General features: G+C 73.8%; 21 protein-coding genes. 12 read left to right on the plus strand and 9 right to left on the minus strand.

Translation table 11 applies throughout. The features are described from left to right. Positions 1 to 25 precede the first annotated feature (25 nt). Positions 26 to 229, plus strand: a complete 204-nt coding sequence (locus QRT03_RS25265) for a hypothetical protein (RefSeq protein ID WP_286055882.1) — start codon at positions 26 to 28, stop codon at positions 227 to 229. 19 nt (positions 230 to 248) lie between these two features. Here the strand turns inward: QRT03_RS25265 and QRT03_RS25270 are convergent, their stop codons facing one another. Next, on the minus strand, positions 249 to 500 hold the full coding sequence (locus QRT03_RS25270; protein WP_286055883.1) for a hypothetical protein: 252 nt from the start codon (positions 498 to 500) through the stop codon (positions 249 to 251). A gap of 557 nt (positions 501 to 1057) precedes the next feature. Then, entirely contained in the window at positions 1058 to 1414 is a 357-nt protein-coding gene (locus tag QRT03_RS25275; RefSeq protein ID WP_286055884.1) for a hypothetical protein, read from the minus strand. 83 nt (positions 1415 to 1497) lie between these two features. Between QRT03_RS25275 and QRT03_RS25280 the strand changes: the two genes are divergently transcribed. After that, the gene (locus QRT03_RS25280) at positions 1498 to 1881 is read left to right on the plus strand and encodes a hypothetical protein (RefSeq protein ID WP_286055885.1); all 384 of its coding nucleotides are present in this window, start codon (positions 1498 to 1500) and stop codon (positions 1879 to 1881) included. Here QRT03_RS25280 and QRT03_RS25285 read toward each other — a convergent pair. Beyond that, entirely contained in the window at positions 1878 to 2690 is an 813-nt protein-coding gene (locus QRT03_RS25285; protein ID WP_286055886.1) for an ABC transporter permease, read from the minus strand. The two genes, QRT03_RS25280 and QRT03_RS25285, sit on opposite strands and share 4 nt — an antisense overlap. Further along, the gene (locus QRT03_RS25290; RefSeq protein WP_286055887.1) at positions 2687 to 3646 is read right to left on the minus strand and encodes an ATP-binding cassette domain-containing protein; all 960 of its coding nucleotides are present in this window, start codon (positions 3644 to 3646) and stop codon (positions 2687 to 2689) included. The genes QRT03_RS25285 and QRT03_RS25290 overlap by 4 nt, the downstream gene beginning before the upstream one ends. Before the next feature lie 83 nt (positions 3647 to 3729). On the opposite strand from QRT03_RS25290, the gene QRT03_RS25295 reads away from it, so the two are divergent. The 4 genes from QRT03_RS25295 to QRT03_RS25310 all read left to right on the plus strand — a co-directional run bounded on the left by QRT03_RS25295 (position 3730) and on the right by QRT03_RS25310 (position 10012). Then, positions 3730 to 5394 carry a cation:proton antiporter gene (locus tag QRT03_RS25295; RefSeq protein ID WP_286055888.1) on the plus strand — a complete coding sequence of 555 codons (1665 nt, stop codon included), beginning with the start codon at positions 3730 to 3732 and terminating at the stop codon, positions 5392 to 5394. A gap of 133 nt (positions 5395 to 5527) precedes the next feature. Further along, a complete protein-coding gene (locus QRT03_RS25300; RefSeq protein WP_286055889.1) occupies positions 5528 to 7426 on the plus strand; it encodes an MDR family MFS transporter in 1899 nt (632 codons plus the stop codon). Beyond that, positions 7423 to 8067, plus strand: coding sequence for a TetR/AcrR family transcriptional regulator (locus tag QRT03_RS25305; protein WP_286055890.1), 645 nt, complete (start codon positions 7423 to 7425; stop codon positions 8065 to 8067). Before QRT03_RS25300 ends, QRT03_RS25305 begins: the two co-directional genes overlap by 4 nt. Before the next feature lie 10 nt (positions 8068 to 8077). Further along, positions 8078 to 10012, plus strand: a complete 1935-nt coding sequence (locus tag QRT03_RS25310) for a S9 family peptidase (RefSeq protein ID WP_286055892.1) — start codon at positions 8078 to 8080, stop codon at positions 10010 to 10012. 330 nt (positions 10013 to 10342) lie between these two features. Here the strand turns inward: QRT03_RS25310 and QRT03_RS25315 are convergent, their stop codons facing one another. Together QRT03_RS25315 and QRT03_RS25320 are read right to left on the minus strand one after the other, a co-directional pair. After that, the gene (locus tag QRT03_RS25315) at positions 10343 to 11539 is read right to left on the minus strand and encodes an FAD-dependent monooxygenase (protein WP_286055894.1); all 1197 of its coding nucleotides are present in this window, start codon (positions 11537 to 11539) and stop codon (positions 10343 to 10345) included. A 28-nt stretch (positions 11540 to 11567) separates the two neighbouring features. Beyond that, a complete protein-coding gene (locus QRT03_RS25320) occupies positions 11568 to 11879 on the minus strand; it encodes a hypothetical protein (protein WP_286055895.1) in 312 nt (103 codons plus the stop codon). Between the two features lie 158 nt (positions 11880 to 12037). Here QRT03_RS25320 and QRT03_RS25325 point away from each other — a divergent pair, with 158 nt between their 5' ends. Together QRT03_RS25325 and QRT03_RS25330 are read left to right on the plus strand one after the other, a co-directional pair. After that, positions 12038 to 13381 (plus strand): amidase, encoded by a 1344-nt coding sequence (locus QRT03_RS25325; protein WP_286055897.1) that lies wholly within the window; start codon positions 12038 to 12040, stop codon positions 13379 to 13381. A 10-nt stretch (positions 13382 to 13391) separates the two neighbouring features. Continuing rightward, positions 13392 to 15149: a putative bifunctional diguanylate cyclase/phosphodiesterase gene (locus QRT03_RS25330; RefSeq protein ID WP_286055898.1), complete on the plus strand. Its 1758-nt coding sequence runs from the start codon at positions 13392 to 13394 to the stop codon at positions 15147 to 15149. A 281-nt stretch (positions 15150 to 15430) separates the two neighbouring features. Here the strand turns inward: QRT03_RS25330 and QRT03_RS25335 are convergent, their stop codons facing one another. Both QRT03_RS25335 and QRT03_RS25340 read right to left on the minus strand, forming a co-directional pair. After that, positions 15431 to 16948 carry a helix-turn-helix domain-containing protein gene (locus tag QRT03_RS25335; protein ID WP_286055899.1) on the minus strand — a complete coding sequence of 506 codons (1518 nt, stop codon included), beginning with the start codon at positions 16946 to 16948 and terminating at the stop codon, positions 15431 to 15433. Positions 16949 to 16971: 23 nt separating this feature from the next. After that, the gene (locus tag QRT03_RS25340; protein WP_286056214.1) at positions 16972 to 19002 is read right to left on the minus strand and encodes an Hsp70 family protein; all 2031 of its coding nucleotides are present in this window, start codon (positions 19000 to 19002) and stop codon (positions 16972 to 16974) included. Positions 19003 to 19243: 241 nt separating this feature from the next. Here QRT03_RS25340 and QRT03_RS25345 point away from each other — a divergent pair, with 241 nt between their 5' ends. The 4 genes from QRT03_RS25345 (at position 19244) to QRT03_RS25360 (ending at position 24571) form a co-directional block, all read left to right on the plus strand. Continuing rightward, positions 19244 to 20239: an IniB N-terminal domain-containing protein gene (locus tag QRT03_RS25345; protein WP_286055900.1), complete on the plus strand. Its 996-nt coding sequence runs from the start codon at positions 19244 to 19246 to the stop codon at positions 20237 to 20239. 110 nt (positions 20240 to 20349) lie between these two features. Continuing rightward, positions 20350 to 22176 (plus strand): dynamin family protein, encoded by a 1827-nt coding sequence (locus tag QRT03_RS25350; RefSeq protein ID WP_286055901.1) that lies wholly within the window; start codon positions 20350 to 20352, stop codon positions 22174 to 22176. Further along, positions 22173 to 23729, plus strand: a complete 1557-nt coding sequence (locus QRT03_RS25355) for a dynamin family protein (protein WP_286055902.1) — start codon at positions 22173 to 22175, stop codon at positions 23727 to 23729. The genes QRT03_RS25350 and QRT03_RS25355 overlap by 4 nt, the downstream gene beginning before the upstream one ends. 278 nt (positions 23730 to 24007) lie before the next feature. Beyond that, positions 24008 to 24571, plus strand: coding sequence for an HAD-IA family hydrolase (locus tag QRT03_RS25360; RefSeq protein ID WP_286055903.1), 564 nt, complete (start codon positions 24008 to 24010; stop codon positions 24569 to 24571). 236 nt (positions 24572 to 24807) lie between these two features. Here QRT03_RS25360 and QRT03_RS25365 read toward each other — a convergent pair whose 3' ends face one another. Further along, positions 24808 to 26088 carry an MFS transporter gene (locus QRT03_RS25365; RefSeq protein ID WP_286055904.1) on the minus strand — a complete coding sequence of 427 codons (1281 nt, stop codon included), beginning with the start codon at positions 26086 to 26088 and terminating at the stop codon, positions 24808 to 24810. Positions 26089 to 26187: the final 99 nt, after the last annotated feature.

Below are 26187 nucleotides of genomic sequence, written 5' to 3' on the forward strand. Positions count from 1 at the left end.
TTCCGATGCACCGGAGGAGATCGCCATGGAGTCGTCGTGCCCGTCCTGCGGTTCCCCGGACGCCGCCGAGATCGTGTACGGGTTGATGGACTTCGAGACGTTCCGGGCGAACCCCGGCATCGTCCTGGGCGGCTGTTGCGTCTCGGTGGAGGACCGGCGCTGCCGTGCGTGTGGGACGAACTTCCGCAGCGACGGTGTGCCGGTCGATCCGCGGGAGTCGTTCCTCTGAACGGGGTCGGGGTCGCGGTTCACGAGGGCATGAGTTCGCCCGGGTCCGAGTCGACGTCGGGGGCGCGCCAGACGTCGGTGGAGCCCAGGCGGTCGAGGAAGACCGTCGCCAGCTCGGCCCAACGGCGTGCGGGAACCCCGGAGGCCTCCTCCAGATGCCGGCAGGCGCCCGGCAGGTCCCACTCGTCGTCGCGCAACTGCGGCACGGCGAGGCCCCGGGAGAACACCCACTGCGCGATCTTCACCCCGCGACGGCCGGTGCTGGCGTGCAAGGTGTCGACCACCTGCGGAGAGCGGCGGACCGTCGGGTACCGGACGGCCCACGGCCACCCGTCGAGTGCGTGCCGCAGAGCTGCATCGAGCGGCGCGGCCGGGCTGAGAGCGGTGACCCCGGCGACCAGGCAGCCGACGGCCAGTCCCTCGCCGATCTCGGTCCGTTAACGGGTGACGGTCAGCGCGGCAGGCACGCCGCATGCTCTCCCGGGTTCGCAACCCGACGGTCGCCGACTCGCCGATCCGTGATCAACGAGCACCGTCGGTCCTGCCCCGTCCGCGGAAGCGCCGAGAGTGCTCGCTCGACGGCGGCGCACGGTGGGGCGCGTCCGGGTCGTGGTGACGCGGACAGTCCAGGGTGTGGCGGCGCCGGGGTGGGCGGCGGCGACCGGCGCGATCCCCCCCGGGCCTCGATGTCAGCGGCACCGCGCACGCCCAGCTCGGCGCGGTGCCACTGACATCAGGGTCGGACCGGCGGGGCGAGCGGGCACGCAGCGCTGCGCGGACGGCCTCGGGACAGCTCCCCGTACCCGCTCGACGCGGCCCTCGGCACCGATCAGGCGTCCGCTGCCCAGGAGACCGGGGCCTGGATGCGATAGGAGTCCTGCAGTGCCTCGGCGAGCTCGTCCCAGTCGGTGTGCTCGTCGATCGTCATGCCGATGACGTTGGAGCCCCAGGCGACCTTGAAGTACGGCGGGCCCATGTGGTCGAAGGCGGCCACCTCGTCGGGCTCGCCGCGGAAGATGATGCGGAAGAGAAAGTCCTCGCCGCCGAAGACGTGGGCGATCGTCGCGTCGCGGACCTTCCAGCGGATGCCCACCCACGCCGGCTCCCGCGTCACGCCCCGCCACCCGCCGAGGACGGCGTCGATCCGCGCGACGAACTCCTCGGGCACGTCCGGCCGGTCACCCACGGCGACCTCTGAGCCACCCGCCGAGATCGTTGCCTGCACTCGGCGGAGTGGCACACGCGCGTCCAACGGATAGCGTCCAACCCATGACCACTGCCACCGAGCTGACCCCGACCGAGCGCCTGAAGGCCGCCGGGCTGAAGATCGCCGTGGCGCTGGTCGATCGGGCCGCGGGCGCGGTGGCCGACAAGGTCGACGACCTGTCCGACCAGCTCGAGGGGCAGCTCGACGGGCTCGCCTCCGGCGGCGGGGTCAAGCTCGGCGCGATCTTCGGCGCCGGCAACGCGCTGATGAGCGGGAAGAACCCGGTCCTCGGCGCGGTCAAGGGCGCGTGGGGCGCGCTCGGCACCGGGCCGAAGATCGGCATCGTCCTCGGGCTGATCCTGCTGGGCGTGCTCAGCCCGGTGGCGCTCGTCCTGCTGCTCGTCGGACTGCTGATCGCGGCCATCGTCTCCGCCGTGAAGAGTTAGCGGCTCGCCGCGCGGCGGTACTGCCAGCTCGCGAGCGGCGCGAACACCGCGACCACGGCCACCGCCCAGATCAGCGTGTACAGCTGCGGGTGCTGCAGCGGCCACGCCAGGGACGCCGCGGACATCGGGTTCGGGTCGGGGTTGCCGAACAGCTCCCGTGCTGCCTGCGTCACCGCCGATACCGGGTTCCACTCGGCGAACACCCGCAGCGGGCCGGGCAGCGTGTCGAGCGGGACGAAGGTGTTCGCCACGAAGGTCAGCGGGAAGATCACGATGAACGAGGCGTTGTTGATCACCTCGGGGCTCGGGATCAGCAGGCCGAGCCACGCCATGATCCACGAGATCGCGTAGGCGAAGATCAGCAGCAGCACGAAGCCCCACAGCGCCTCGAGCGGCCCGGTGTTGATCCGCCACCCGACGATCAACCCGGTGATCGACATGACGACCAGCACGAGCACGTTGTTCACGACGTCGGAGAGCGTGCGGCCGGTGAGCACCGCGGACGGCGCCATCGGCAACGACCGGAACCGGTCGATGATGCCCTTCTTCACGTCGTCGGCCAGGCCGGCGCCGGTGTTCGTCGCCCCGAATACGACGGTCTGCGCGAAGATCCCGGCGATCAGGAACTCGCGGTAGGCCGCGCCGCCGCCGGTCGGGTCGATCGCCCCGCCGAAGACGTAGGCGAACAGCAGCACGAACATGATCGGCGAGAGCGTGGTGAAGACCAGCAGGTCGGGCACCCGCTTGATCTTGATCAGGTTGCGCTTCGCGACGACGGACGCGTCGGTGACCACGTCGAGCGTGCTCACGGGGACTCCTCGGTGGTGGAACCGGTCAGGGTCAGGAACACGTCGTCCAACGTGGGGCGCCGCACCCCGGCGTCGTCGACCTCCAGGGCCTCGGACTCCAGCAGGTCCAGCGCCTGCCGCAGCGCCTTCACCCCGCCGGACACGGGCATCGTCAGGGACCGCCGGTGCTCGTCGGTGACCGGCGGCGCGACGCCGAGCGGCGTGACCAGGCGCGCGGCCTCGTCGAGCCGGCCCTCGTCGCTCACGGTCAGTTCCAGGCGTTCGCCGCCGATCTGCGCCTTGAGCTGGTCGGCCGTGCCGCGGGCGATCGCGCGGCCGTGGTCGATGACGACGATGTCGTCGGCCAGCACGTCGGCCTCCTCCAGGTACTGCGTGGTGAGCAGCAGCGTGGTGCCGCCCGCGACCAGCTGCTGGATCACGCCCCACATCTCGGTGCGGCTGCGCGGGTCGAGCCCCGTGGTCGGCTCGTCGAGGAAGAGCACCGGGGGATGGGCGACCAGCGCTCCCGCGAGGTCGAGCCGGCGGCGCATGCCCCCGGAGTAGGTGCGGGTCGGACGGTCGCCCGCATCGGTCAGGCTGAACTGCTCGAGCAGCTCCCGCGCGCGCTCGCGGCTGCGCCGGCGCCCCAGGTGGTAGAGCCGCCCGATCATGTCGAGGTTCTCGAACCCGGTGAGGTACTCGTCGACCGCCGCGTACTGCCCGGACAGCCCGAGCCGGCGCCGCACCTCCCGCGGCTCGGCCAGCACGTCCACCCCGTCGATCACCGCGCGCCCGGCGTCGGGCTGCAGCAGCGTCGTCAGGATGCGGACGATCGTCGTCTTCCCCGCGCCGTTCGGCCCGAGCAGACCGAGCACCGTCCCGCGCGGGACCTGCAGGTCCACCCCGTCGAGGGCGGTGACCTCGCCGTACCGCTTGACCAGCCCGGCGACCTCGATCGCCACGTCGGGCGTGTTCACTCCGACCCCCTGATGTCCGATTCGGCGTGAGCGTAGCGACGGGGTCCGACAACGTCGTCGGAGTTCCCTGCCAGGCTGCCCGCGTGACGGAGCTGCTCGTCGTCCTGGTGTGCGGGATCATCGTGATCGCCGCCGCGGCCACCTTCGGTCCTCGTCTCGGGATCGCGGCGCCGCTCGTGCTCGTCGCGGTCGGCGTCGGGGCGAGTTTCCTGCCGCTGTTCGCCGCGGTGGAGATCGAGCCGGAGTGGATCCTCGAGGGCCTCCTGCCGCCGCTGCTCTACTCGTCCGCGGTCTCGATGCCGGCGATGAACTTCCGCCGCGAGTTCGGGGCGGTCAGCGGCCTGTCGGTGTTCCTCGTGGTCGCGAGCGCGCTGGTGCTCGGGCTGTTCTTCTCGCTCGTCATCCCCGGGCTGGGGTTCGCCTGGGGCGTGGCCCTGGGCGCGATCGTCAGCCCGACCGACGCGGTCGCCACGTCGATCATCAAGCGCACACCCGTGTCGAAGCGCGTCGTCGCGATGCTCGAGGGCGAGAGCCTGCTCAACGACGCCACGGCCCTCGTCGTGCTGCGCACGGCCATCGTCGCGACCGCCGCGGCCTTCTCGTTCTGGGGTGCGCTCGGGACGTTCGCGTACTCCGTGGCCGTCGCGGTCGTGCTCGGCGGCCTCGTCGGGGTGCTCGCGCTGCAGGTCCGCAAGCGGGTCCCCGACCCGACCGTCAACACCGTCATCTCCTTCGCGGTGCCGTTCGTCGCCGCGGTGCCCGGCGAACTGCTCGAGGCCTCGGGACTCGTCGCGGCCGTCGTCGCCGGGCTCGTCACGGGCTTCCGGGCCCCGCACGACCTGTCCACGCAGAACCGGCTCTCGGACGCGCAGAACTGGCGCACGGTCGAGCTCGTCCTGGAGGGCGTCGTCTTCCTGACGATGGGCCTGCAGATCCGGTCGATCGTGGAGAGCGTCGAGCGTGACCACGGCGGCGTCGGGCTCGCGGTGCTGATCGCCGTCGGCGCCCTCGTCCTGACGGTGCTCGTGCGCGCGGCCTACGTCGCCCCGCTGCTGCGCGTGCTCGCGGCCCGGGCCCGGCAGCACGTGTCGCTGCAGGGCCGGCTCGCCGGGATGCAGGACCGCCTGAGCACCCCCGAGGGCAAGGAGCAGACGGCCGCGGAGTTCCTGGAACGCGGCCGGCGGCGCGTCTCCGAGCGCCAGATGCAGCAGTTCGCGACCCGCATCACCCGCGGGCTCGCGACCGTCCGGTACTTCCTGCGCCAACCCCTCGGCCGGCGCGAGGGCACCGTCGTCGTGTGGGCCGGGATGCGCGGCGCGGTCACCGTGGCCGCCGCGCAGACGCTGCCCGAGGGCACCCCGCAGCGCTCGGTCCTCGTCCTGGTCGCGTTCGCCGTCGCGACGCTGTCGCTGCTGATCCAGGGCGGCACGATCGGCCCGCTGGTGCGCCGCCTCGCGCCGCCGGCCGACCCCGACGCGGTCGACGAGCAGGCCGAGGCGGAACGGGCCCAGCTGCTCGACCTGATGCGGCACGCCGGCGACGGCATCCCCGAACCGGCCCCGCCCGAGGGTGCGCCGGACCGGGCGTACGTCGAGGCGTCCACCCGGTGGCGGGTCGCGGTCCTCGAGGCGCAACGGGAGGCACTGCTGGTCGCCCGGGACGACGGCACGTTCGACGCCGACGTGCTCGAGGACGCGCTGGCGAACCTGGACGCCTCGCAGATCGCCATCGAGATGCGCGCCCGCTGAGAAACCCGTGCGTGGTGTGCAACAGAGCACAGCGCGCAAACTTGCACGTCGTGCATGAACGAGTAGCGTGGTCGTTGCTCGGGCGAACGAACGTCCCGGGTGCCTACCGCCGTCACTCGTGAAAGCCGGTTCCATGACCGCGTCCGTCGACACCGCCGACGCAGCACCGCCGCTGACCAGCCGTCGCGCCGTGCTCGTGCCGCTCTCGGGCCTGTTGATGGCCCTCTTCGTCGCGATCCTCTCGTCGACGATCGTGTCCAATGCACTCCCGCGCATCATCTCCGAGCTCGGCGGGACGCAGGCCCAGTACACGTGGGTGGTGACGGCGTCGCTGCTCGCGATGACCGCGTCCACCCCGATCTGGGGCAAGCTCGCCGACCTCTTCTCCAAGAAGCTGCTCGTCCAGCTCGCGATCGGCGTCTTCGTCGTCGGGACGATGCTCGCCGGCCTCTCCACGAGCACCCCGGAGCTGATCGGCTTCCGCGTGCTGCAGGGCCTGGGCATGGGTGGTCTGACCGCCCTGGCGCAGGTCGTGATCGCCGCGATCATCCCGCCGCGCGAGCGCGGCCGGTACTCCGGCTACCTCGGCGCGATCATGGCCGTGGCGACGGTCGGCGGCCCGCTGATCGGCGGCGTCATCGTCGACACCATCGGCTGGCGCTGGTGCTTCTACGTCACCGTCCCGATCGCCGTCATCGCCCTCGTCGTCCTGCAGCGGACCCTGACCGTGCCCACGCAGAAGCGCGAGGTGCACATCGACTACCTCGGCGCGCTGCTGGTCGCCGGCGGTGTCTCGGCCCTGCTGATCTGGACCTCGCTCGGCGGCAAGAACTTCGCCTGGGTCTCGTGGGCCTCGCTCGCGTGGCTCGCCGCCGGGATCGTCGCGCTCGCCCTCGCGGTGTTCGTCGAGTCGCGGGCCAAGGAGCCGATCATCCCGCTGAAGCTCTTCGGCAACCGCACCGTGGCCCTCGCCACCGTCGCCGCCCTGTTCGTCGGCGTCGCGATGTTCGGCTCGTCGGTGTTCCTGAGCCAGTTCTTCCAGCTCGCCCGCGGCGCCTCGGCCACCGAGGCCGGGCTGCTGACCCTGCCGATGATCGCCGGGCTGTTCATCGCCTCCACGACCGTCGGCCAGCTGATCTCGCGGTACGGCCGCTGGAAGCCGTACCTCGTCGGCGGCGGCCTCTCGCTCGTCGTCGGCCTGCTGATGCAGGGGCTCGTGATGGGCGCGGACACCCCGTACTGGGAGCTCGCCGTCGCGATGGTCCTGGTCGGCGTCGGTGTCGGTGCCACGCAGCAGAACCTGGTGCTCGCCGTCCAGAACCAGGTCGCCCTGCGTGACATGGGCGCGGCCAGCTCGACCGTCGCGTTCTTCCGGTCGCTCGGTGGTGCCGCCGGTGTCGCTGCCCTCGGTGCCCTGCTCTCGAGCCACGTCTCGTCGGCGATCAGCTCCGGGCTCGCCGCGGTCGGCATCCCGGCGAGCGCCACGAGCTCGTCGAGCGGGCAGATCCCGAACGTCGCGACGCTGCCCGACCCGATCCGCGGCGTCGTCGAGAACGCCTACGGCGACTCGGTCGCGCTGATGTTCCTGGTCGCCGCACCGCTGGCGCTGATCGCCCTGGTCGCCATCCTGTTCCTCCGCGAGGTGCCGCTGCGCGAGACGATCGACATCACCGAGGACGCCCCGGCCGCAACGACGGACGAGACCGACGACGTCGAACCGACCTCCGTCGTCGAGGGCACCGTCCGCGACGGCGACCGGCTCGGGGCCGGGGCGGTGCTCACGGTGGTCGACCGGGCCGGGCACCAGCTCGCCCGGGCGGTCGCCGACGAGGAGGGCCGCTACCGCCTCGCGATCGACGGCGACCCGGTGCCCTACCTGCTGGTCGCCCAGTGGCGCGGTACCCCGCACGTCGAGCTGCTCGGCGGGACCGTCGGACGCCAGCGCCGCGACCTGCGGTTCACCACCGACCCGCACCAGGGCCGGCACGCGGTCGACGCCGACACCGAGGTGATCCCGGCGGTGGCGCGATGAGCACCGCCACCACCACCCGACACGCCTCACGCGAGACTGGTCGGGTGGTGGGACGGCGGGAGCGCAAGAAGCAGGAGACGCGGACCGCGCTCAGCGAGGCCGCCGTCGCCCTCTCGCTCGAGCACGGCGTCGAGCACGTCACGATCGAGCAGATCTCCGACGCGGCCGACGTCTCCCTGCGGACGTTCTTCAACTACTTCTCCAGCAAGGAGGAGGCCGTCGTCGCGGGGGACTCCGCCCGCGGCGACGTGCTCGTCGACCTGGTCCGCGAGCGGCCCGCGTCGGAGAGCGTGCTCGAGGCCCTCCGGCACGCGGTCCTCGCGCACGTCGACGACCTCGCCGGCGACGACCGGATGGACGCGCTGCGCATGATGCGCAAGAGCCCCACGCTGCTGCCGCACCAGCTCGCGGCCTACGCGGACCGGGAGCGCGAGCTCGGCGTCGTCATCGCGGAGCGGCTCGGAGAACGGGTTCCCGACGACGGGTCGGTCGGGTTGCGTGCCGCCCTCCTGGCGGCGACGTCGATGGCCGGCGTGCGGGTCGCGATGCAGCGCTGGACCGACGGCGGGTCGCGCGACCGCGACCGCCTGCGGGCGAGCCTGGACGAGGTGTTCGACCAGTTGGCCGCCCTCGGCTCGTAGGGTGCGGGCCGTGCCGAACGCTCCCTACGGATCCTGGCCGACCCCGCTGACCTCCGAGCTGGTGGTGCAGGCCGCCGTCGGGCTCGGGGAGGTCCACCCGGACGGCGAGGATCTGCTCTGGGCCGAGGGGCGCGCCGCCGAGGGCGGACGGATCGCCCTGGTGCGCCGCACGCCCGACGGGGCGACCGCCGACGTCGTCCCGCCCGAGATCAACGTCCGGACCGGGGTCCACGAGTACGGCGGCGGCGCGTGGTGGGTCGCGGACGGCGTCGTCTTCCTCGTCGACTGGGCCGACCAGCGTCTCCGCCGCCTCGACGACGACGGGATCACGTTCCTCACGCCCGAGCCCGCGGTGCCGCGCGGTGACCGCTACGCCGACGGCGACGTCGCCCCGAACGGCACGTGGCTGGTGTGCGTCCGGGAGCGCCACCCGTCCGTCGGGGCACCCGCCACGGAGGTGGTCAACGAGGTCGTGCGGTGCGACGCACGGGCGCTCTCCGAGCCGGAGGTGCTGGTCGACGGCCCGGACTTCGTCGCGGCACCGCGGCTCTCGCCCGACGGTTCCACGCTCGCCTGGATCTCCTGGGACCACCCGTCGATGCCGTGGGACGACACCGTCCTGACGGTGCGCTCACTGGCCTCCGGCACCGACACGGTCGTCGCGGGCGGGCCGGGAGAGTCGGTCACCGAGCCGCGGTGGCAGGCCGACGGGTCGCTGACGTTCCTCTCCGACCGCACCGGGTGGTGGAACCTCTACCGCTACGACGGCTCGATCAGCGAGCCGGTGGTGCTGCTCGACGCCGAGATCGGCGTGCCCGGGTGGCAGCTCGGCGGGTCGCGGTACGCCATGCTCGACGACCGGTCGGTGGTGTTCGCGCGGTCGTCGGAGGGGTTCGACGCGCTGGTCCTGAGGCGACCGGACGGTACGACGACCGAGCTCGACACCGGCTTCTCCGTGATCCGCTCCGTCCGCGCGCACGGCGACGATGTCGTCTGCGTCGCGGGTGGCCCGACCGCCGAGCCCGGCGTCCACCACGTCTCGACGACGGGCGCCGTCACGACCCTCCGGCCGCCACGCGATCTCGGCCTCGACCCGGCGATCCTCTCGGTCCCCGAGCCGATGACGTTCTCCTCGGTCGACGGCGACGGGAACCCGCGCGATGCGCACGCGCTGTTCTACCCGCCGTCGGGAAGCGTGGAGGGGGAACTGCCGCCGCTGCTCGTCGTCATCCACGGTGGTCCGACGGGCGCGGCGTCGCCGGTGCTGTCCGTCGGGCTGCAGTACTGGACGACCCGGGGGTTCGGGGTCGTCGACGTGAACTACGGCGGGTCGACCGGCTACGGCCGCGCCTACCGCGAGCAGCTGAAGGGTGCGTGGGGGATCGTCGACGTCGCCGACTGCCTGGCTGCGGCCCGGGCGCTCGCCGACGCGGGTCGGGTGGACCCCGCGCGCCTCGCGATCCGGGGCGGGTCGGCGGGCGGGTTCACGACGTTGGCCGCGCTCGCCCGGGCCGACACCCCCTTCGCCGCGGGCGCGGACCACTTCGGCGTCGCCGACCTCGAGGCGCTCGCGGCGGACACGCACAAGTTCGAGTCGCGCTACCTCGACGGACTGGTGGGGCCGTACCCGGAGGCGCGGGACGTCTACGTCGAGCGCTCGCCGTTGACCCACGTCGGCGAGTTCTCGACCGCGCTGATCGTGCTACAGGGGGACGAGGACGCGATCGTCCCGCCGAACCAGTCCGAGATGATCGTCTCGGCGTTGCGGGAGAAGGGCGTGCCGGTCGCGTACCTGCTGTTCGCGGGAGAGCAGCACGGGTTCCGGCGGGCCGAGAACATCCGCCGGGCCCTGGACGCGGAGCTGTCGTTCTACGCGCAGCTGTTCGGGTTCACGCTGCCGCCCGACGAGGGCATCGAGCCGGTGGAGATCGAGAACCTGGATTGACGGCCCGCGTTGGGGGTTGCGTCCCGCATACGGCCGAAGAGTGAGGTCCTCCTCGGCGTGGGCGTTGCGTCCCGCACACGGCTGGAGACGGAGGAACTCCTGGCCGCACGCGTTGCGTCACGCACACGGTCGGGAGCATTCGACCGGGCCGGGCGAGGCGTTGCGTCGCGCAACGCGGTGGCGAAGTGGGGTCGACGGGCCGGGCCGTGTGCGCGACGCAACGGTGGTGCGGCGCCGGGCCGACCCGACGGGCCGTGTGCGGGACGCAACGGTGGTGCGGCGCCGGGTCGAGTGGCTGGGCCGTGTGCGCGACGCAACGCGGTCGTGCGATCAGGCCGCCGGGAGGTGCCCGTAGTCGGGGAGGTCGATCGCGTCCGCCGGCGGGCCGGCGATGCGGTTGACGAGCCCGCCGAGCTTGTCGAACGCCTCCGCGGCCACCTTGGCCGCGCCGCGCTGCACCTTCTGCCCGACGGCGGTCCGCGGGTTCATCGCCCGGATCATCGCCGGCTTCACGTCCTGGGCACGGTCGACGAACGGACGCATGAGCTGCTCGTAGCGGGCCAGCGCGGTCGGGACGTCGGGCTGCGCGGCCAGCTCCCCGGCCAGGATGTACGAGCCGGTCAGGGCCAGGCTCGTCCCGGTGCCGAACGGGCCGGCGGCCCAGGCGGCGTCGCCGAGGAGCACGGTGCGGCCGTGGCTCCAGCGGTCGAGCTTCACCTGGGCGACGGCGTCGAAGTACATCGAGGCGTCGTCGAGGGCCTCGAGCACGCGGGGGGCCTCCCACCCGACGTCGGCGAAGGTCCGGCGCAGGATCGTCAGCTGGCCGTCGCGGTCGAGCGCCTCCAGCCCGCGGACGTCGGAGAGGAAGCTCAGCATCGCGCGGGTGCTGCCGAGGTTGTCGGGACGCAGGCTGACCCCGCGGGTGCCGGTGGTGTGCATCCAGCGCCACCAGCGGTCGTCGTCGGCCGTCCGCGGGATCGTCAGGTAGGCGATGTAGAGGCCGAGCTCGGTCATGTCGACCTCGGGCACGACGAGCGACCGCGTGTGCGAGCGGGTCCCCTCGGCGACCACCACGACGTCCGCGTCGACCGTCGTGCCGCTCGCGAGGGTGGCGGTGACGTGGTCGTCGTGCTCGGCCAGGTCGGTGATCGAGTCGCCGAAGCGGTACTCGGTCGCCTCGTCGGTGCGCTCGTAGAGGATGCGGGCCATCTCGCCGCGCAGGATCTCCAGCTCGGCCGTCGGCCCGTCCGTGCCGCTCTCACCGGCCGGGAACTCCGCCACGGTGCCGCCGACCTCGTCCATCAGCCGCAGCCCGACCTCGGTCGTGTTCGCGGCGCGGACGGCGTCCTCGAGCCCGAGCCGGCGGGCCACCTCGCGTCCTGCCCCGCGGAGGTCGACGTTCTGCCCCTCGTCACGCAGTCGCGGGGCGCGCTCCACGACCGTGGTGCGCCAACCGGCGGCATTCAGCTGGAGCGCGAGGGCGGGGCCGGCGATGCTCGCACCGGAGACGAGGGCATGACGGGTCACGACGTCGGGTGCCCCGTCCGTTGCGGCTCTAACGGGCCGGGGCGTTGCTCACCGCGACCGGCCCGCCCTCGGCGAGCACCAGGTGGTCCTGCCCCTGCTCGCGCTCGAGCAGCGCCTCCTCGATCTGGGCCAGGAGGGACTGGAGGCGGGCGGCCTCGTGGTCGTCGTCGGCCGGGGCGCCGAGGTGCTCGGTCAGGCTCGTCTCGTCGACGTGCAGCTGGACCGGCGGGTCGATCGGTTCGCCGTCGAGGGCCGCCAGGGCGAGGCCCGGGGCGTCGGCGAGGTCGGCGCGGAAGCCGAGGGCGGAACGGAAGCGGTCGAAGCGCTCCTGGGAGTTCATGGGCACCTCCGGGTCGGGAGCCTCCGATGGTCCGCAGACCGGGCGCCCCGCGCCATTCCGAACGGGTGTGACCCGCGACGGCGGCCCGTGACGTCGGTCGCGGGACCGTTCCCGGTCCTTCCGCCGCCCGGACGGTTCGCCGTGATCTCCTGGGCGCCGTGCCAGACGACGCCCTCGGTGACGACGACGTGACGGCCCTCGTGGCCCGGCTCCGGCGCCGCGAGGTGTCGGCCGCGGAGCTGCGCGCGGCGGTGGCCGGGCGGCTCGCGACGGTCGACCCGGTACTCCACGGGCTCGGGCTCGACCGGACGGACGCACCCGTCGTCGGGAACCCGGAGGGGCCGCTCGCCGGGGTGCCGACGCTGGTCAAGGAGAACACCGACGTCGCCGGGTGGCCGACGACCAACGGCTCCGCCGCCTACGTCCCCGCACCGGCCCGGGCCCACGCGGCCGTGACGCAGCAGCTGCTCGGAGCGGGCCTCGACCTGGTCGGGACGAGCCGGATGCCGGAGTTCGGGCTGAACGCGACCACGGAGTTCGTCGACGTCGAGCCCACGCGCAACCCCGTCGACCCGGCCTTCTCCGCGGGCGCCTCGAGCGGCGGTGCGGCCGCCCTGGTCGCCGCCGGGGCCGTCCCGTTGGCGCACGCCAATGATGGCGGAGAGTCGATCCGCATCCCGGCGGCGGCGTGCGGGCTGGTGGGGCTGAAGCCGAGCCGCGGCGCCCTCGCGCCGAGTGCCCACGGCGCGATGATGCCGATCGACCTGGTCGCGGACGGGGTCGTCACCCGGACCGTCCGCGACACGGCGCTCGTCCTGTCCGCGATGACGGGGCGGCCGCGGGTGGAGGGGCCCGGCCGACGGCTGCGCGTGGGCGTGATGCTGCACAGCCCGGCCGGGGGCGAGGTGGACGCCGACACGCGTGCCGCGGTGGAGCGGTCCGCGGCCGTGCTGGACGCCGCCGGCCACGTCGTCGAACCGCACCGACCCGCCGTCGGGAAGGGGTTCGTGGACGACTTCCTCGTGTACTGGGGCCTGCTCGCGTTCTCGGTCGCCGCCGGCGGGCGGACGGCCTTCGGGCGCTCGTTCGACCGGTCCCGGCTCGACCCGCTCACGCGCGGCCTCGCCCGCCACTTCCTGACGACGGGTCCGCGGCGGCCGGGGTTCCTGCGTCGCCTGCGCCGGGTCGCCTACCGCGCCGAGTTCACCCACCACGACGTCCTGCTCTCGCCCGTGCTGGCCCACCGCACCCCGGAGCTGGGGTGGCTGCACCCGGCGGTGCCGTTCGAGGAACTGCGGGAGCGACTCGTGCGCTACGTCGGGTTCACGCCGCTGCAGAACGTCGCGGGTGCCCCGGCCGTCGCGGTGCCGGCGGGGCGGGACGGGCGCGGCCTCCCGGTCGGGGTGCAGCTCGCGGGCCTGCCGGGGGACGAGGCGCGCCTGCTGGAGGTGGCGTACGAGCTGGAGGCGACACGGGTGCCCCAGCGGTGTGCTCTTCGTTAATCTCCGCTGCGTGGAGTCGGATCCCCGTCCCGAGCCGACGGATCTCGACGCGCTGGTGACGGCGGTCGCGACGACGCTCATGGGCGTCGACTCCACCGGGCTGAACGAGGCCGCCGCGTCCGTCCTCGCGACGACCGTGCGCGCCCTCGGGCTGGAGAGTGGTGTCCTGCGCTTCCACGACGCGCGGCGGGGTGTCTCGGTGCTGGTGGCCGAGTGGCCGGCGCGGCCGGAGATCCCCGACCCGGACCCCGTCGGGGTGCTGCCACTCGACGAGGACGCCGCCGGCGCCGGGCTGGTCGTGCCGTTGCAGACCGCGGGGACGACGACCGGGACGCTCGGCTTCGGTGGCGACCGCCCGTGGCGGGACGACGAACAACGGGCGCTGACGACGATCGCGGTGCTGTTCGCGCAGATGCAGAGCCGGATGGCCGCCGAGGACCGGCTGCGCCACATCGCCCACCACGACGAGCTGACCGGCCTCCCCAACCGTCGCGCGCTGATGGAGCACCTGAGCGGCATCCTCGCCGCCGCCGAGCCGGGCACCCGGGCGCTCCTGTTCATCGACGTCGACCGGCTGAAGGCCATGAACGACTTCCTCGGCCACGAGGCGGGGGACCGGTTCATCGTCGAGATCGCCCAGCGGCTGCGGTCCGCGGTCGACCCCGGCGACGTCGTGGCGCGGCTGGGCGGCGACGAGATGGTGGTCGCGGTGGACGGGACGTGCGACGAGTCCCGCGCGGTCGCGCTGGCCGAGCGGGTCCAGCGCGCGATCGCCCGGCCGATCCAGCTGGGCGGGCAGTCGCTGGGGCGGACGGTCAGCGTCGGGATCGCGGTGATGGAGCCGGCGAAGGTCGCGCTCGCCCAGTGGCTGCGGTCGGCGGACCAGGCGGTCCTCGTGGCCAAGAGTCGCGGCGGCAACGAGGTCGTCGTGTTCACCGCCGAGATGGAGACGCGCGAGCAGGTGCGCGTGGCGGTGGAGATGAACCTGCTGACGGCCATCCGCGACGGATCGTTGACCATCGCCTACCAGCCGATCGTCGACCTGCGGACGCGCGCGATGGTCGGGGTCGAGGCGCTCGTGCGGTGGCACCACCCGACGCTCGGGCCGGTCGCCCCGGAGCTCTTCGTCGGCGTCGCCGAGGCCACCAACCTCGCCGGCGAGCTCGGCGACTGGGTGCTGGCCGAGGCGGTCCGGCAGTTCGCGGCGTGGCGGTCCGAGCTGCCGCCCGGCGCGCTGGCCGGCTTCGCGATCTCGGTGAACATCTCCCCGGTGCAGCTGATCGCGATCGACTTCGTCTCGACGGTGGCCGGGGTCCTCGAGCGCAACGGTCTCTCCGGTGACGAGTTGATCCTCGAGGTCACCGAGCACGCCGTGGTCAGCGACGACGCCGCGGCGCTGAAGACCCTGCACGGGCTGCGCGAGCTCGGCGTCGCGATCGCGATCGACGACTTCGGGACGGGCTACAGCTCGTTGGCGCAGCTCAAGCGGTTCCCGGTGAACACGCTGAAGATCGACCGCGGATTCGTCCACGACCTGGGGCGCAATCCGGACGACTTCTCGATCGTGCGGTCGATCGTCAAGCTCGCGGAGTCGTTCGAACTGGACCTCATCGCCGAGGGCGTGGAGAGCGAGGAGGCCGCGGCGACCCTGGTCGAACTCGGCTGCCGCGTCGCGCAGGGGTACCTGTTCTCGCGGCCGATGACCGCGGACGCGCTGGGCACGACGCTCCGGGGACAGAACCCCGGGCGGTACTCACGGGCGCAGTAGGTCCTCGTCGTCGTCGGGCTCGACGGTCGGCGGGAGTTCCGGTTCGAGCGGATCGGCGAGGTCGCCGATCAGGTCGCGCAGGTTCCCCAGGAGCATGCTCATCTCGGTCTCCTCCCGCCGGCGGCAGAAACAGGGTGCCCGGTATGTTCTGGCCCTAGTCCTCGATTCGTCGACGGTAGCGTCTTCTTGCGCGCAACTGTGTCCCTGACCGATCCCGACGACGGGCGGTTGTCTCAGATCGGCGGGAAGGCACTCTGCGTCGACGGCCGGGCGCGGACAGGTCAGCTCGCCAGGGAGGCCCGGAGGTCCGCGAAGAGGTCGGTGCGGGACTCGGAGCCGAGGCGCTGGCGCATGCCGCGGACGTGGTGCTCGACGGTCTTCGCGGTGATGAAGAGCCGGTCGCCGATCTCGCGGTAGGTCAGGCCGTCGAGGAGCAGCTCGGCGACCTCCCGTTCCCGGTCGGACAGCACGCAGGGGCGCGGCGAGGGGGTGACGACGACGGGTGGCGCGTCCGCCGCGGGCGCGACGATCTCCGCCGTGGTCGCCGGGCCGGCGAGGAGGCCCCGGGCGAGGCCGAGCATCGTCGCGAGGACCTTCTTGTCGCTGGTCCGTACGGCGGCCTCCTTGGCGAGGCGCGCTCCGTCGTAGGCGAGGCCGGCGTCGGACAGGGACGCCGCGACCGCGCTGACCTCGTCGGCCTGCACGTCGCCCGCGAGGACGTGCAGCCAGGTGCGGGCGGCGCGGGCGAGGACCGCGGCGAGCGAGCCGGCCTGGGCGGCCGGGTCGACGGCGGCCTCGGCCAGGTGGGCGGCGTGCCGCTGGGCCGACGGCGGGTCGTCGGCGGCGACCGCGGCGAGGAACGCGCACCAGTGCCACGGAGCCGCCCACAGCACCGGCTGCCCCAGGGCGGCGAGCAGCTCGTCGCCCGCCTGCAGGTGCGGAGCGAGCCAGCCCAGCTGCCCCAGCCGGCCGGCGACCACCGCGAGCTCCCCGACCGCCAGCAGCGACCACAGGTCCATCGCGTGCCGCAGGACCGCCTCCCGCGCCCGCGACCACACGGCCAGCAGGCCCCGGGTGTCCCCGGCCCGCCGGACGAGCCCGGCCTCGAGGGCGACCGCGAGCAGCTCGTCCCGGGCGTGCAGCGGCTCCGGGCGGGCGTTGGCGGCGTCGAGCCCGGCGCGGGCGGCGATCAGGTCACCGCCGGTCATGTCCGCCCAGGCCCGCAGGAGCAGGTGGCGGCGCCGGTAGGGGGCACCACCGAGGTCGGCGACGAGCGCACGGTCGACCAGGGTGCGCGCGAGGTCGGGCTCGCCGCGGTGGAGGGCGACCAGGGCGCCGAGGGCGGCGGGCGAGTCGTCGTGCAGCACCGGCGCGGCGCGGCACTCGAGCAGGGACGCGGCTCGCGTGAGGTCGGACAGCGCGGACGCCGAGCCCCCGGGCTGCACGGACGCCCGGACGGCCTTCCCGACAAGGCCGTCGGCCCCAGTTCGGAGGGTGGGGGGTGCGGGGCGGGCGGGGTCGGGGGCGGTCGTGGGCACCTCGCGACCAGTGCCGACGAGCGCGACCGCGGCCGCCGGCGAGGCGCAGGTCGGGGCGACGGCGGCGACCCACGCGTGCAGCTCGGCGGCGTCGGCCAACATCCCGCGGTGCGCGTGCACGCCGGCGAGGACGTGCGCGGCACGGACCAGCTCGGGGAGCGGGGCGTCGGACGCCAGGACCTCGTCGGCGCACCGGGCGGCCTCGACGAGCTCGCCGGTCAGCGCGGCCTGTTCGGCGACGGCGACCAGGTCGGACGTCATCGGGCGCTCCAGCTCGGGCGCGCTCACACCGCGGCCGTCTGCGCCGCAGGGTCAGCGGGCTGGTTCTGCACCGGCGGCGTGACCGGCTGAGAGGACGGCGGGGTCGAGACCGGCGGGGTGTTCGGCGGAGGGTCGACCTTCGGGGTGTCCTTGGTCGTGGTGCCGGGGGTCGACGGCGTCGGGTTGTTGACCACGGGCGCCGGTGCGGCCGGCGCCGGCGCGGCGGGCGGCGGAACGACGGCGGGCGCGGGCACGACCGGGGCCGGCTTCACCGCGGCCGGGACGACGGGGGCCTTGGTCGCCGTCGACTTCTTCGTCGCGGCGGCGGGGGAGACGTCGTCCGAGCCGGTGGTCGTCGCGGGGTCGAGGGTGCCGGCCGGCAGCGTGCCGGCGTCGCCGATCGCGGGCACCGCGCCCGGTGCCGGGGCGGCCGCCTGGGCCTGGGAAGGAGCGACCGTGGCGCTCGAGGAGCCGGTGTTCTTGACCATCGGCACCGTCACCGCCACGGCACCGCCCGCGACCAGCACCGCCGCGGCACTCGCGCCGATCGCGATCCGACGTCGGCGGGTGTCGGGCGCGTCGGTCGGGACGAAGGGGCCGGGGGCGGCCATCGGGGCTGCCGCGCGGGCGGGCGGCAGGGCCGAGGTGGGCATCGGGGTACGGCTCGGGAGCCCGCCGCCGAGGGTGTCGGTGATCGGCTCGTCGAACGCGGGCCGGAGACGCACCGGGGTGGTGACCGGGTCGGCGGCCTCGGCGAGCAGCGCGGCGGGACCGACGAAGGAGGTGCGGGGGTCGGCGTCGGCGTGCGCCAGGAGGGCGGCGGCGGGGCCGACGAACTCGGTGCGGGGCTCGGGCCGTTCGAAGGGCCCCGAGATCGGGGCACGACCCGGCGTCGGGAAGGGTCCGGTCGGGGGGCGGACGACGCCGGAGGCGGCGGCCGAGGCCCAGGTGGCGCCGCGGGCGACGACGGTCGTGGGGTCGGGGTCGACGGAGACCGGCCGGCCGAGCTCGGCGGAGAGCATGCGGGCGACCAGCGGGATGCGCGAGGAGCCGCCGACCAGCAGGACGCCGTCGAGGTCGGCGGGGCGGACGCGCGCGGAGTCGAGGACCTCGCCGAGGACGTCGATCGTCTGGCGCAGCGCCGGCGCGATCATCTCCTCGAACTCGCCGCGGGTGACGCGGATGCGGGTGGTGACGTTCGGGAGGCGGACGTCGACGACGGCGTCGGTGTCGACCGACAGCTGCTCCTTGGCCGCGACGCACGCGCGGCGCAGGCCGGCGACGGCGCGGACGGTGGCGGGGTCGGCCGGGTCGAGCGCCGCGACGGCGCCACCGAGCTCCGAGCAGACGTGCCAGAACAGGGCCTCGTCGAAGTCGATGCCGCCGAGGGCCTCGATGCCCTGGCCGCGGCCGAGGACGGTCAGGCCGACCGGCGCGGCGGGGGAGGAGGGGACGCCCCGGACGACGGCGGCGTCGAAGGTGCCGCCGCCGAGGTCGTAGACGGCGACGGTGCGCCCGACGGGCAGGCGGCCGGCGGCGGCGTGCGCGGCCGCGGCGGCCTCGGGTTCGGTCAGCAGGACGACGTCGTGCAGCCCGACCTCGGCGAGGGCCTCGGTGAACACGCGGCGGCGGTAGGCGCCCCAACCGGCCGGGTGGGCCACGGCGAGCCGGCGCGGCTCGCGGCCCTGCTGCTCGGCGACGCGGTCGGCGGTCCAACGGACCATCTCGGCGGCCACGCCGTCGGCGGAGAAGCCCTCGCCGGCGACGACGATCGGGGTGTCGTCGCCGAGGCGGCGCTTGAACTCACGGACGACCCGCTGCGGCGCCCACGGCGCCCGGGCCTCGGCCTCGCCGCCGACGAGCAGGGACCCGTCGTCGTCGACGAGGAGGACCGACGGGACCTGGACGCGGCCGCGGTCGAGGCCCACGACGCGCACGTCGGGCGCGTGGTCGAGGTGGACGGCGGCGGCGGTGAAGGTGGTGCCCAGGTCGATACCGAGGTCGTAGGCCAGGGGAGTGCCCGGCCTCGTCGTCCCCGCGCGCGGGTCCACCATCGTCACGCCCAGCTCCATCCGCCCCGGCCGCCCGGACGGGGCGGCACCGTGTCGCTGACTCGTGGCCATCATCGACCCGCTCCGCGGCGTCGTTACACGTTCGTAGCTCGATCGTGTGAGCTTGCTCCGTTCGGTCGGAGGACCTGCGTCACTCGCCGTGACCCCGGGGTGCCGACCGGGGGGACGCACGGAAATCCCCTAGGGGGTCGCCCGGCGAACCCGGCGGGAGCCCCGATGGCCGGTGGGCCCCCGACGACGACTGTTCTCACCACGCCGCTCCGGCAGCACCGCCGAGAGCGCCAACACCTTCGACCTGTGGGGGCACACCATGGCCGTGGCCGAGAAGACGCTGCTCGAGTTCCTGCTGGACCTCCTGAACAACCACGACGCGCTCGCCGAGTTCCGCGACGACCCGCACGCCGCGCTGCGTGAGGCCGGCCTCGGCGACGTGTGCGTCGACGACATCAAGGAGCTCCTGCCCGTCGTCCTCGAGAAGGTCGACGCCGACAAGTGCGCCAAGTACGAGGACGACTGCGACGACGACGACTGCTGGGACTCCGAGCCCCGGCACGACGACGGCCACGAGCACCACCACCACAAGCCGATCGACTGCGACGACGAGGGCCGCCCGGCTCCGCACTGCAGCCCGACCGACCAGGTCGTGGCGCACCTGAACTACGTCACGAACAACTACTCGTACGACTCGCACGACACGTACAACACGACGAACAACATCACGAAGATCTGGGCCGGCGACGACGCGGACATCCGCGTCGACAACACCACGACCAACGTCGGCGACGGCGGCACCTTCGTGGGCGGCGACAACAACGCCCCGATCACCCACGGGGACGGCAACGTCGTCGGGGACGAGAACCAGGTCGCGGGCCAGGGCGCCAACGCCGCCTTCGGTGAGGGCTCCGTCTTCGACACCGGCAACGTGAACGCCGGTGACCACGGCGGCATCAACTTCGGCGCCGGCGTCAACACCGTCACCGACGCGTCGACCGACAACTCGCAGCACGACTCGAACAACACCGACAACTCCGACCAGGACAACTCGGTCGACAACTCGCAGCACGACTCGAACAACGTCGACAACTCCGACCAGGACAACTCGACGAACACCGACTCGTCGATCCACGACAACAAGCTGCTCAGCGACAACGACCTGAGCCACACCGACGACGCCAGCCACGGCGGCGAGATCACGCACTCCTCGCTGCTGCCGCTCTGAACGGGCTAACCGCTTCGAGCGGTATCACGGCCGCGTAACGTCTGCGGCGTGACGACGAGGCCGGGACACGGGACACCGTGTCCCGGCCTTCGTGTGTGTGGGGGAGACACGTGAGCACGAAGAACCTGGGCGATCTCGTCAACACCGCCCGGCAGGCCGCGAAGGCCTACGAGCGGCCCGACCTGGAGTCGCGGCTCGCCGTCGTGGCCCGGACCGTCGCGGACGACCGGGCCCGGGTGCTCGTCGTGGGGGAGTTCAAGGCCGGCAAGACCGAGCTGGTCAACGCGATCCTCGGGGGCCGGGCCCTGCCGACGGACGCGCACAAGGCGACCACGGTCCCGACGGTCTGCGTCCACGGCGAGCAGCGGTCGGTGACGCTGGTCCGGGCGGTCGAGGGCGGCCAGGAGCAGCAGCAGATCTCGCCGACGCAGCTCGCCGACCACGTCACGGAGAAGGGCAACCCCGACAACGCGGCGGGCTGGTCGCACGCGGAGGCGAGCCTGCCGATCGAGGAGCTGCAGGGCCTGCGCCTCGTCGACACCCCGGGCGCCGGTGGTCTCGCCTCGCCGGCGTCGGTCTCGACGATGGCCGAGATGCCGGGCTCGGACGGGGTGCTGCTGGTCTGCGACGCCGGTCGGGAGCTGACCGCGCCGGAGCTCGCGCTGGTCCGGACGGCGGCCGCGGTGTGCCCGACGGTCGCGGTGGTGCTGACCCGCGCCGACCTGCACCCGCAGTGGCGCCGCATCGCCGAGATCGACCGCTCCCACCTCGACCGGGCGGGTGACCGTCTCCGCGCGGTCCCGGTCCTGACGACGTCGTCGGCGCTCGCGCTGCACGGGGCGGAGAACGACGAGGCGTCGCTCGTGACCGAGTCCGGCGTCGTCGAGGTGCGGCGGCTGCTGCGCGAGGACGTCGTCGGTGGGCGGCACGCCCGGCGGACGCGGATGGCCGCCGACGAGGTGCTGGTGGTGTGCGAGCAGCTGGCGGCCCGGTTCCGCGCCGAGCGTGACGCCCTCGCCGACCCCGCCCGCGCGCAGCGCATCTCCGACGAGCTGGAGCGCTCGACGGCCCGGGTCGCCGCCCTGCGCGACCGCGCCGCCCGCTGGCAGCAGACCCTCAACGACGGCACCCAGGACCTCGTCTCCGACATCGAGTACGACCTGCGCGACCGCCTGCGCACCGTCACCACCGATGCCGAGGCCGCGCTCGACGACACCGACCCGGCCAAGACGTGGGAGCAGTTCGCGCCGTGGCTGCACCAGCAGGTATCGGCAGCGGTCTCGACGAACGTGGTGTGGGCCGAGGAACGGACCCGGTGGCTGGCGGAGCGCGTCGCGACCCACTTCGCCGAGGACGGCGAGGGCGTCCTGCCGCCGATGACGTCGCCGGAGGGGCAGCCGATGTCGGCGGACCCGGTCGGGCTCCTGGCCGCGCCCGACCACGAGAAGTTCGGGTTCTCGCAGTCGATGCTGATCGGGATGCGGGGGTCCTACGGGGGTCTGCTGATGATCGGCATGATGACCACCCTGGCCGGGCTCGCCCTGATCAACCCGTTCTCGATCGGCGCGGGTCTGCTGCTGGGCTCCAAGACCCTGATCGACGAGCGCAAGCGCGCCCTGCGCCGTCGTCAGGCCGAGGCGAAGCAGGCCGTCCGGCGGCACGTCGACGACGTCATCTTCCAGGCCGGCAAGAACTCCCGCGACATGCTCCGCGAGGTCCAGCGCACCCTGCGGGACCACTTCACCTCGACCGCCGAGCAGCTCGAGCGGTCCCTCAACGCCACCTCGCAGGCGGCGAAGGCGGTGGAGGCGGACGGGGCGAAGCGGACGGCGCGGCTCGCGGACGTCGAGGCGGAGCTGGAGCGGATCGAGTCGCTCGCGGCGCGGGCGCGGACGGTGCGGGAGAGCGTCGGGCCGGCCCGGCTGGTCGGGGCGTGAGCGCGCCCGCTCCCGCCGCCCGCCTGACCGACCAGGCCCGGGCCGTCGTCGGGAACGCGCAACGCCTGTACGCCACGGGTGGGCCGGATCCGGCGACCGACTGGGCGCGCGCGGTGCTCCACGACGCGCGGTCGCGCCTGGACGAACCGCTGCGGGTGGCGCTGGCCGGGACGCTGAAGGCGGGGAAGTCGACGCTGCTGAACGCGCTGGTCGGGGAGCGGGTCGCGGCGACGGACGCGGGGGAGTGCACCCGGCTGGTCACCTGGTACCGGGACGCGCCGTCGCCCGCGGTGCTGCGCGAGGACACCGACGGCCGGCGGGGCCCGGTGCCGTTCGTGCAGGACCGCGAGGGGCTGCGGATCGACCTGCGGGGCGTCGATCCCGCGCGGGTGGGCCGGCTGCTCGTCGACTGGCCCTCACGCGGACTGGCGGAGACCACACTCGTCGACACCCCCGGCCTCGACTCCATCCGCGAGACCAACTCGCGGCGCACGCTGGCCTTCGTCACGCCGGACGACCGGCCGTCCGGGGCGGACGCGGTCGTCTACCTCATGCGCCACGCCCACCGGAACGACGTCGGGTTCCTCGAGGCGTTCGCCGACCTCGCCCGGGGAGGGGCCGGCGGACTGGGCGCGGTCGGGGCGTCGGGGACGGTCGTGGTGCTGTCGCGCGCCGACGAGATCGGCGGCGGCGGGCTCGATGCGGTCACGACGGCGGGTCGGGTCGCGGAGGCCTACCGCGACGACCCGGCGCTGCGGCCGCTGTGCCAGACGGTCGTGGCGGTCGACGGGCTGCTCGCCGAGAGCGCGCGGACGCTGCGCCAGGCGGAGTTCACGACGTTGCAGGCGCTGGCCCGGGCGCCGCGGGCCGAGGTCGACGCGCTGCTGCTGTCTGCGGACCGGTTCTGTGCGGCCGACCCACCCGCCGTCGTCGCCGAGGCCCTGGCCTCCGACCCGGACGGGACGCGGCTCGACGCACCGGCCCGCCGGGCGCTGATGGACCGGTTCGGGGTGTTCGGCATCCGGTCCGCGACCACGGTGCTGCGTCGCGGGGCGCGGACCGGGCGGGGCGTCACGGACTCCGTGTCGCTGGCCGAGGAGCTGGTCAAGCGCTCCGGGCTGGAGGAGCTGCGGGACGTGCTGGGGTCGCGGGTGGTCGGGCGGCGCGACGTGCACAAGGCGCGGTCGGCGCTGCTCGCGGTGGAGATGGTGCTCGCGCGGGCGCCGCGGCCGGACTCGGGCGGGGTCGCCGCGGAGCTCGAGCGGGTGCTCACCGGCGCCCACGAGTTCACCGAGCAACGCCTGCTCGCGGCCCTGCGCCAGGGCCAGGTGACGATGCCCGCGGAGACCCAGCCGGAGGCGGAGCGGCTGCTCGGCGGGGATGGCCCGGACCCGCACGCGCGGTTGGGCGTCGCGCCGGGCGAGGACGTGCGGGCCGCGACGCTCGAGGCACTGGACCGGTGGCGGACCCGGGCGGAGTCCCCGCTGACCTCGAGGGCGGCGGCGGAGGTGGCGCGGGCGGTGGTGCGCTCGTGCGAGGGGGCGCTGCGGTGATCCGGATGGTGTGCGCGACGCACACGGTCGGGCAGGGCGGTGTGAGCCGGCGCCGGATGTGCGTGGCGCGCACGGTTGGGCGGGGCGGCGTGAGCTGACGCCGGATGTGCGTGCCGCACACGGTTGGGCGGGGCCGCCGCGCCTTGTCGCGGGTTCTCCGCGGTCCGGCGGCACCTTGTCGTTGGGATTCCCAGCGACATGGTGGGGGCGGGCCGTGGGTTCCCCGCGACAAGGCGAGGCAGGGACGGTCGACGACGGCCGGGCTACGGTCGACCACCGTGATCGTCCTGGACCTCGGTGGCGTGCTGGTGGCGTCGGACGCGGTGATGACGGCTGTCGCCGAGCGGCTCGGGGTGTCGAGGCCGGCGCTGGAGGCGGTCTACTACGGGCCGCGGGAGGCCTATGACCTCGGCGGGGCCGACCTCGCCTACTGGACCGCGGTCGGTGCGGCGCTCGGCGCCACGATCTCGGACGGCGACGCCGCCGAGCTGACCGCGATCGACGCGACGAAGTGGGCGGACCTCCCGGCGGAGTCGGCGGAGTTTCTGGCCGCGCTCGGCGATCGGCGGACGGCCGTGCTCTCCAACGCACCGGCACATCTGGCCCGGACCGTCCGCACGGCGACCTGGTCGCAGCGCTTCGAGACGCTCGTGTTCTCCGCGGAGGTCGGCCTGGTCAAGCCCGACCCCGCGATCTACGCCGCCGCCGACCGCGCCTACGGCACCACGCCGGGCGAGTGCACCTTCTTCGACGACAAGCCCGTCAACGTCGAGGCCGCCCGCGCCCACGGGTGGGACGCGCACGTGTGGACCGGACCGGCCGACGCGCTCGCCCGGCTGTAGGACGACCGGCAAGATCTCGTTCTACCGCGCGAAGTGGGGCGCGGACCGAGCGGTCCGCTCCCACCGCCAGGATCTCGCCGTCTCCGGCCGCACGGATCCCGTTCCGCGGCGTCTCGTCGGAGAAGGCAAGATCCCGTTCCACCGCGCGAAGTGGGGCGGGGACCGAGCGGTCCGCTCCCACCGACAGGATCTTGCCGTCTCAGGCGGCCCGGACCTCGTCCGGCTGCGCCACCGGGTCAGACCGTCTCGGGCGCCGGGGCCACGGTGGTGCGGGCCGGCTCGCGGGTGGCGAACAGCATCAGGAGCGCGCCGACCAGGGCGAGCACGCTCATCGTCACGAACCCGCTGGTGAACGTGCCGGTGCTGTCGACGATCGCGCCCATCGCGACCGGTGCGATGACGCCGGAGATCGCGAACGCCGCGTCGGCGAAGCCGGCGGCGGTGCCCGGCTGGCTCGGTGCGGCGTCGATGGAGGCGACCCACCAGATGCCGCCGGTGACGAACCCGAAGCCGACGCCGCAGGAGATGAAGATCAGCGCGACGGTGAGGGTCGGGTCGAGGAACACCGGGATCAGCGAGGCGCCCGAGAGCAGCAGCGCGACGCCCATGATCGTGTAGCGGCTGCGCACGCTCTGCGTCCGCCGGTAGACCCGGTCGACGAGGAACCCGCCGACCAGGGCACCGACGATGCCCGCCGCCCACGGCGCGATCGCGAACGCGCCGACCGCCTTGATCGACAGCCCGAACGAGGTCGAGAGGTACTGCGGGAGCCAGTACATGAAGCCCCAGAACATGAATCCCCACGCGAAGTAGCCGATCGCGCAGATCCAGAGGTTGCGGTTGCGCAGCAGGGCGCTCCAGTCGGTGCGGCCCGGGGTCTCGTGCGCGATCTCGGCCTCGCGGCCGGCGGCGATGAGGGCGCGCTCGGCGTCGTTGGGCTGTGTGGCCTCCTCCGGGGTGCTGCGCAGCAGGCCGAGCGCGACGACGATCCACAGCAGCCCGAACCCGCCGATCACCCAGAACATCCCGCGCCACCCGACGGCGCCCATGAGCTGGGTGAGCAGCGGCCCGGCGATCAGCAGGCTGCCGGAGACGGCGACGCCGCCGATCAGGGCGAGCGCGAAGCCGCGCTCCGACGCCGGGAGCCAGCGGCCCGCGGTGCGGGTGGCGGCCGGGAAGGCCGGAGCCTCCGCCGCGCCGAGCACGATGCGGATGAGCAGCAGGCCGACGAACCCACCCGCGAGCGGCACCAGCGCCGTCGTCAGGGAGAACAGCGCGACCGCGGCGATGAGCACCTTGCGTGGGCCGAACCGGTCGACGAGCGGACCGGAGAGGAACGCGAAGACCGCGTAGCCGATCGAGAAGACGCTCGAGACGACGCCGTACTGGGTGTCGGTGATCCCGAACTCGGTCTTGAACGGCGTGACCGCGTACGAGATCGCGCTCCGGTCGACGTAGTTGATGACGATCAGGGCGACGATCAGTCCGATCGTGACCCAACGAAAGCGGGTGGGCATGGTCCTCACCTGTCCGTAGCGCGTTCCGCTGATAGGAACGAATGCCGAATGGCGTTGACGTGAAGAATGGTGCTCGACGGAGATCGGGTCAATGGTGCA

Origin of the sequence: Actinomycetospora termitidis (genome assembly GCF_030286555.1) — a bacterium.
GTDB classification, from domain to species: Bacteria; Actinomycetota; Actinomycetes; order Mycobacteriales; family Pseudonocardiaceae; genus Actinomycetospora; species Actinomycetospora termitidis.

Excerpts from the sequence above, each read along its gene's own strand:
- QRT03_RS25305 (WP_286055890.1), top strand. The coding sequence starts at position 7,423 with ATGAGCACCGCCACCACCACCCGACACGCCTCACGCGAGACTGGTCGG.
- QRT03_RS25335 (WP_286055899.1), bottom strand. The coding sequence starts at position 16,948 with ATGACGTCCGACCTGGTCGCCGTCGCCGAACAGGCCGCGCTGACCGGC.
- QRT03_RS25280 (WP_286055885.1), top strand. The coding sequence starts at position 1,498 with ATGACCACTGCCACCGAGCTGACCCCGACCGAGCGCCTGAAGGCCGCC.
- QRT03_RS25340 (WP_286056214.1), bottom strand. The coding sequence starts at position 19,002 with ATGGTGGACCCGCGCGCGGGGACGACGAGGCCGGGCACTCCCCTGGCC.
- QRT03_RS25265 (WP_286055882.1), top strand. The coding sequence starts at position 26 with ATGGAGTCGTCGTGCCCGTCCTGCGGTTCCCCGGACGCCGCCGAGATC.
- QRT03_RS25300 (WP_286055889.1), top strand. The coding sequence starts at position 5,528 with ATGACCGCGTCCGTCGACACCGCCGACGCAGCACCGCCGCTGACCAGC.
- QRT03_RS25320 (WP_286055895.1), bottom strand. The coding sequence starts at position 11,879 with ATGAACTCCCAGGAGCGCTTCGACCGCTTCCGTTCCGCCCTCGGCTTC.
- QRT03_RS25365 (WP_286055904.1), bottom strand. The coding sequence starts at position 26,088 with ATGCCCACCCGCTTTCGTTGGGTCACGATCGGACTGATCGTCGCCCTG.